This is a genomic window from Humidesulfovibrio sp. (genome assembly GCF_035560995.1).
GTDB lineage: Bacteria > Desulfobacterota > Desulfovibrionia > Desulfovibrionales > Desulfovibrionaceae > Humidesulfovibrio.
The window spans coordinates 1-2,952 of the sequence record NZ_DATMYK010000244.1; the positions used below are offsets into that span (position 1 = coordinate 1).

Here is a 2,952-nt window from a genome sequence, read left to right on the forward strand (position 1 = left end):
AGCAGGCCTTTCTGGCCACGGCCGTCACTTCGCTGGCCGTGCTCGGGCTCATCATGGCCTTTCTGTTCATGGAGGGGCTGCCGACCTTCTCCTTCGTGAGCCTGAAGGGCTTTTTGGGCGGGCTGGACTGGTACCCCACGGACGAGGCCCGGCCCGACTACGGCGTGCTGCCGCTCATCGCCGCCAGCGGCGCGGTGACGGCCCTGTCGTCCGTCCTGGCCATTCCCCTGGGCGTCATGAGCGCGGTCTACCTGGCCGAGATCGCCAGCCCGCGCGTGCGCGCCGTGGCCAAGCCGGTCATAGAGATGCTGGCCTCGCTCCCCTCGGTGGTCATCGGCTTCTTCGGCATGGTGGTCATGGCCCCGTTCCTTCAGGATTTCCTCAACATCCCCATCGGGCTCAACCTGTTCAACGCCGCATTGATGCTGGCCTTCATGAGCGTGCCCACCATCGCCAGCGTCTCCGAAGACGCCATCTACGCCGTGCCGCGCGAGCTGAAGGAAGCCAGCCTGGCCCTTGGCGCCACGCACCTGGAAACCCTCATGCGCGTCACCATTCCGGCGGCGCTGTCGGGCATCGGCACCGCGGTCATTCTGGGCATGAGCCGGGCCATCGGCGAGACCATGGTGGTGTTGATGGTGGCGGGCGGCGCGGCGGTCCTGCCGGATTCGCTCTTCGGCCCGGTCCGGCCCATGCCCGCGAGCATCGCGGCCGAGATGGCCGAGGCGCCTTTCCGCAGCCATCACTACCACGCGCTCTTCGCCATCGCCATGGTGCTCTTCCTGGTGACCCTCGGCTTCAACATCCTGGCCGACTATATTTCACACAAGCACCGCCAGACCGGCAGCGCCTCGCTGTAAACCGCATGAGGAACAAGAACATGAGCCAGCCCGCAAACCCCGCACTCACCTCCGTTCCCGCCGCGCCGGTCTCCTTAAGCATCGCCCAGGGACGCGACATCCGCCGCAAGGGTCTGCAGTGGTTCGTGTTCATGCTTCTGCGCGGAGCCATCCTGCTGGTGGCGGCCGCGCTGGTGGTCATCGTGGGCTTTCTGGTGAAGAACGGCGTCTCGGCCATCAGCTGGGAGTTTTTGACAGAGGCCCCAAGGAACTACATGACCGAGGGCGGCGTGCTGCCCTGCATCGTGGGCACGCTGCTGCTATCCCTGGGCGCCATGGCCGTGGCCCTGCCGCTGGGCGTGGCCAGCGCCATCTACCTGCACGAATACGCCCGCCCCGGCACCATGATGCGCATCATCCGCCTGGGGGTGAACAATCTGGCGGGCGTGCCCTCCGTGGTCTTCGGCCTGTTCGGCCTGGGGCTCTTCGTCACGGCCATGAAGCTCGGCGTTTCCCTGGCGGCAGGCTGGCTGACGCTCGGCGTGCTCTGCCTGCCCGTGGTCATCGGCACGGCGGAGGAAGCCCTGCGCAACGTGCCCAGCACCTACCGCGAGGCCAGCCTGGCCCTTGGCGGCACCAAGTGGCAGACCATCTGGCGGGTGGTGCTGCCCAGCGCCCTGCCGGGCATCCTGACGGGCAGCATTCTGGGCGTGGGCCGCGCCGCGGGCGAAACAGCAGCCATCATGTTCACCGCCGCAGTGTTCTACACGCCAAAGATGCCGAACAGCATCTTCTCGGACGTCATGGCCCTGCCCTACCACATCTACGTACTCGCCACTGCAGGCACAGAGATCGAAAAAACCCGGCCCATCCAGTACGGTACAGCCCTTGTGCTCATCGCCCTGGTGCTCGGCATGAATCTGGCGGCCATAGTGCTGCGCGCCTGGCTGCAAAAGCGCCACGCCCACTAAAGCGCCGCGCGAACCGCAACAAAAAAGGGGGCCCATGGGCCCCCTTTCACATTGACGGTTCGTGCGCGCTATTTCTTCACGCGCTTCTCCCACAGCCTCATGTCCTTCATCTTCTTGCGGCGCTGGCGCTGCAACTCTTTGCACACCAAAGGCATTTTCTTGGGGTAACCCCATTTTTCGCGGTATTCGTCCGGGGTAAGGCCGAACTTCGCAAGGTGGCGTTTGGTAAGCACCTTGAAGGTCTTGCCCGATTCCAGGCAGATTATGCTCTTTTCGCGGACCGCCTTTTTCGGGTCCGTGGTGGGAGCGGCCACTGTATCCTCTTCTTCAGCCGTCGCCTCGCCGATGGAGCGGATGCCGTTGCACAGGCTGCGCACCATGGACAGAATTTCGTCCTCTGTCATGGTCCGCACAGTGGCCTGGGCCTTAACGATGTCCAGTGCTTCCTTCAGAAAATCGTCCATCGTATTCTCCTCAAAGGGGGTTTTCGTTCGTCGTGGCACGTGGTGCAGCGATTTGGCGACCACAAAACAGCACTGCGCAATCAAAGTACTGAAGTAGGGACAGGAAGTAAAGAACGAACGGGTAAAAATATACATAAAAATATACGTAGAAACACCTCTCCCCCGTAGGGGGTTAGGCAATACGTTAACCGGCCGCATGGAGCGGGTCTTGCGCTTTGTGCGGGGAAGCTTATCTTGAAGCAAGGGACACAGGCCCTGCCGCCCACAGCAGGCGGCGGAGAACAGCAGCAAGGAGAAGCCGGCATGTACAGCAACAGATTCGACCCGGAACTCTTGTATGTGGAGTGCGCGAAATGCGGGAAGCCTGTGCTTTGGAGCCCGGGAGACACCACGCGGATCCTTGCCTGGGCGGGCATAGACGCCAGCAGCCTGGACGAAAAGTGCATGATTGTGTCCGAGGGGTGCCCCACCTGCCAGCCGGGGGTGCACAGCTTCAGCACGCAGGTGGTGCGCCTTCGCAAGTCGCCGGAAGGACGCCCGCAGAAGAGCGGAGCTCCGGTCAACTAGACTCGAAAAAACCTACGGGGCGGCGGAAGACCCCGCGAGCGTTGCGGCCGGGACGGAGGGATAGGCCTCCACCCGGTTGCGCCCCGCCGCCTTGGCCGCGTAAAGGGCCTC

Annotated in this window: 4 protein-coding genes; 3 read left to right on the forward strand and 1 reads right to left on the reverse strand. The window is 63.6% G+C overall.

Annotation, left to right across the window (positions count from 1 at the left end; genetic code table 11):
* Positions 1-11: 11 nt before the first annotated feature.
* Both pstC and pstA read left to right on the forward strand, forming a co-directional pair.
* Positions 12-860: a phosphate ABC transporter permease subunit PstC gene (gene pstC / locus VN419_RS09580; RefSeq protein WP_325646901.1), complete on the forward strand. Its 849-nt coding sequence runs from the start codon at positions 12-14 to the stop codon at positions 858-860.
* A gap of 20 nt (positions 861-880) precedes the next feature.
* On the forward strand, positions 881-1,810 hold the full coding sequence (gene pstA / locus VN419_RS09585; RefSeq protein ID WP_325646895.1) for a phosphate ABC transporter permease PstA: 930 nt from the start codon (positions 881-883) through the stop codon (positions 1,808-1,810).
* A 68-nt stretch (positions 1,811-1,878) separates the two neighbouring features.
* On the opposite strand, the gene VN419_RS09590 is transcribed toward pstA, so the two are convergent.
* Positions 1,879-2,274 carry a MucR family transcriptional regulator gene (locus VN419_RS09590; protein ID WP_325646897.1) on the reverse strand — a complete coding sequence of 132 codons (396 nt, stop codon included), beginning with the start codon at positions 2,272-2,274 and terminating at the stop codon, positions 1,879-1,881.
* Between the two features lie 303 nt (positions 2,275-2,577).
* Here VN419_RS09590 and VN419_RS09595 point away from each other — a divergent pair, with 303 nt between their 5' ends.
* Positions 2,578-2,841 carry a hypothetical protein gene (locus tag VN419_RS09595; RefSeq protein ID WP_325646899.1) on the forward strand — a complete coding sequence of 88 codons (264 nt, stop codon included), beginning with the start codon at positions 2,578-2,580 and terminating at the stop codon, positions 2,839-2,841.
* Positions 2,842-2,952: the final 111 nt, after the last annotated feature.

Coding starts and splice junctions, on each gene's coding strand:
- pstA (WP_325646895.1), top strand. CDS start 881: ATGAGCCAGCCCGCAAACCCCGCACTCACCTCCGTTCCCGCCGCGCCG.
- VN419_RS09590 (WP_325646897.1), bottom strand. CDS start 2,274: ATGGACGATTTTCTGAAGGAAGCACTGGACATCGTTAAGGCCCAGGCC.
- VN419_RS09595 (WP_325646899.1), top strand. CDS start 2,578: ATGTACAGCAACAGATTCGACCCGGAACTCTTGTATGTGGAGTGCGCG.